A 3,379-nucleotide genomic window follows, 5' to 3' on the forward strand; every position below is an offset into this window, starting at 1 on the left:
AAGCTCCTCCGGCTTGCTCAAGGCAATTGGCCCCCGGACGCAGAAATGATCGGTCCCGATGACGAGCATCGACATGAAATTTGCCGCGAATACGAGGCATGGCTGCGCGAGGAGCGCGGTTTGGCAAGCGCGTCCATTGCGGCGCTGATGTGGGAGGCGCGAAACTTCCTGCGATGGCAGTTCGACCGGGCCGGTGCCGCCAGCCTCGAAACGTTGAGCATCGTGGACATCGATCTCTACATGGACATGCGCGCGCCTGGTTTACGGCGCAAATCATTGGCCGATGTCGCTGAGCGTCTCCGTTCGGTGGTTCGCCATCTGCATCGGACGGGTCGCATCCCGACCGATCTGACGCCACACATCATCGGCCCCATGCTCTATGCCTACGAAGATGTGCCGTCGACGCTGGAAAGGAGCCAAATCGCCGCGGTTCTGGCGACAACGCAGGAGGACAGATCGCCACGCGGACTACGCGATTATGCGATACTTCAGCTGCTTGCCACGTATGGGCTGCGCGAAGGTGAGATATGCCGCCTTCGGCTCGATGACGTGGACTGGCGCGCAGAATCCCTCCGGATCTGCCACACCAAGACCAACGCGTACTCGTACATGCCGCTAATGGTGACTGTTGGTGAAGCGCTGCTGGATTATCTGCGCCTTGGGCGGCCCCAGGTTGAAGTGCGGGAAATCTTCGTCCGATCCTGCGCACCCTATATCGCAATGACGAACCTGTACGGCATGATCCGCGGTCGGTTGGCCGCCGCAGGCGTAGTGCCAGCAGGAAAGCGGGGGCCGCATGTCTTCCGCCACGCACGTGCGGTCGAAATGCTGCGGGCATCGGTCCCGCAAAAGATCATCGGCGACGTGCTCGGGCATCGATCCACCGAATCCACCAATACTTATCTCAAACTGGCAACAGATGATCTCCGAGCCGTGGCACTCGAGGTGCCTGGAATGGAGGTGCTGTCATGAGCGCCTGGCACGATCCCGATCGCACCGTCGTCGACGCCTTCCTGGTAAAATCGCAGTTCCGGCCGGGAAGCGTACCGACATATCGCTGGTTCCTTTGCACCTTCGAAGATGTTGCCCGCCGGCATCCGGCGGTGGACCGGCAGATGCTCGACGCCTGGCTGAAGGAGATGCAAAAACGTTGGCGATTGTCGACGCTGCTCAATCAGGTCTGCATTGTCGACCGCTTCCTCGACCACCTCGTCGAAATCGGGCTGATCGCCGACAACCCTGTTGCTGCACTTCGCCGTCGGTACAACGTCAAGCAAAGCAAGCCGATCTGGCGGGCCTTGGCTTCCCCGAATCCCGACGAATCCTTGGCCGCGTTACGACGGCCTGCGCCCTTCGGCAGCGTGCTGGGTGACTTCATGCAAGACCATGTCATGCTGATGCGCAGCCGGGGATATCAATATGAAGCGCAGGCTCACTGGCTGCTGCGGTTCGATCGGTTCCTTCAGGCCCGTCCCGACCTCGCGGAGCAACCACTTGAGGCAATGATTGCGAGCTGGGCGGCTGCCAAGCCGACCCGCAACCACGCGGCTGAATGCCAGAAGCTGGCGCGCATCCTGACCAAGGCGCGGTTCCGCCTCGATCCGACTATCCCGCCAAAGCGCTTCAATCCCCGGCCAGAGCGGGAAGTAGCGCGGGAGCATCGGCAACCGCATATCTTCAGCCCGGCTGACGTTCGGCGTATGCTCGATACCGCACGGACTTATCCGTCGCCGGACGCTCCGCTGCGGCCGTTGACCCTCTACACCATGATCATGCTGGCCTATTGTGCCGGGCTACGGCGAAGCGAGCTGGCATGGCTCGATCTTGGTGACGTGGACCTGCAATCAAGCACGATCACGATCCGGGAAACGAAGTTCTACAAGACCAGGATCTTGCCTCTATCCGACAGTGTCGCGGTCGAACTGCGCGCGTACATCGATGCGAGGCGGCGCGCTGGCGGCCCACAGAACCCGAAATCAGGGCTGTTCTGGCATGCCCACTTAAATGACCGCTACAGGCCCGAGGCGGTTACGACAATGATTACCAACGTCATGCGCCGTGCTGGGCTCAAGCCCGCTTCGGGCCGGACCGGGCCGCGGGTCCATGACCTTCGTCACTCGATGGTGGTGAACCGCATCCTCCAGTGGTACCGGTCCGGCATTAACCCTCAGGAAAAACTGCACTTCCTCTCGACCTACATGGGGCACCGGGATCTCCACTCCACGCTGGTCTACATCACCGTCACGCAGGATCTGTTGCAGGAAGCCAGTGAACGGTTCCGCGCGCTCGGCGCCCCGTGCCTTGTCACGGAGGCGCGGCCATGAGGAAAGGCAATCCATTGCCCGCGTTGTTGCGGGCGTTCTTCCAGGAGTGGCTGGCCGAGCAGCGCAGCGCGTCAATCCACACGATCCGCTCTTATCGCGACACCTGGCGGCTGCTGCTTCGGTTCGTCGCGGAGCGAAAAGGCTGCGGGGTCGCGCGGCTGACGCTCACCGACGTCTCGGCCGGCGAGGTGCGCGCGTTCCTTCATCATACCGAGCATGGCCGCAAGACCACGATCGGCACGCGGAACTGCCGACTGGCCGCCATCCGCAGCTTCTTCAGCTTCGTGGCGGACAAGAATCCGGAATACATCGCGCAGTGCTCAGAGGTCCTGGCTGTTCCGTTGAAGCGGGAGCCCACCTCCGCGCCGTGCTACCTCGAGCCCGAGGAGGTCGAGGCCATCCTCGCCCAGCCCAACCGATCGACACTCGAAGGGCTGCGCGACCATGTACTGCTCTCGTTCCTCTATAACAGTGGCGCGCGAATCCAAGAGGCGCTTGACCTCTGTCCCGAAGCAATCCGGTTCGATGCACCGAACTTCGTGCGTCTTTACGGCAAGGGGCGCAAGGAACGCATCTGCCCGCTCTGGCCAGAAACCGTGGCATTGCTCAGGAAGCTACTGGAGCGACAGCCCCGTGCGCCCGATGAGCGGATCTTCGTCAATCGATACGGTGAACCGCTAGGGGCGTCAGGGGTGCGGTTCAAGCTCAACGCCTACGTGGAACAAGCCGCGAAATCGACGCTGACCCTCCAGTCAAAACACGTTACGCCTCACAGCTTCCGGCACGCGACCGCCGTCCACCTCGTTGCCGCCGGGGTCGATATCACCGTCATCCGCAGTTGGCTCGGGCACGTCAGTCTCGATACGACCAATCACTATGCTCAGGCCAATCTGGAGACCAAACGAAAGGCGCTGGAACAGGTTGGCGCCCCGGCGGCGAGCAACGTGCCACCTTCGTGGAAGCGAGATGCCAATCTGATGGGATGGCTCGACACCCTATAGAATAATGTGAAGGACGTGGCGAAATGTTCCGCAGCTTTGCAGGACTACGCCGCG

General features: G+C 61.7%; 3 protein-coding genes. All 3 read left to right on the forward strand.

Translation table 11 applies throughout. The features are described 5' to 3' along the window. On the forward strand, positions 1–972 hold a 972-nt coding region (locus ACFQ24_RS00020), incomplete at its 5' end, for a site-specific integrase (RefSeq protein WP_380908132.1). Further along, positions 969–2,324 (forward strand): tyrosine-type recombinase/integrase, encoded by a 1,356-nt coding sequence (locus ACFQ24_RS00025; RefSeq protein WP_009823940.1) that lies wholly within the window; start codon positions 969–971, stop codon positions 2,322–2,324. The genes ACFQ24_RS00020 and ACFQ24_RS00025, both read left to right, overlap by 4 nt. After that, a complete protein-coding gene (locus ACFQ24_RS00030) occupies positions 2,321–3,325 on the forward strand; it encodes a site-specific integrase (protein WP_009823939.1) in 1,005 nt (334 codons plus the stop codon). Before ACFQ24_RS00025 ends, ACFQ24_RS00030 begins: the two co-directional genes overlap by 4 nt. Positions 3,326–3,379: the final 54 nt, after the last annotated feature.

This window comes from Sphingobium olei (genome assembly GCF_042678845.1).
GTDB classification, from domain to species: Bacteria; Pseudomonadota; Alphaproteobacteria; order Sphingomonadales; family Sphingomonadaceae; genus Sphingobium; species Sphingobium olei.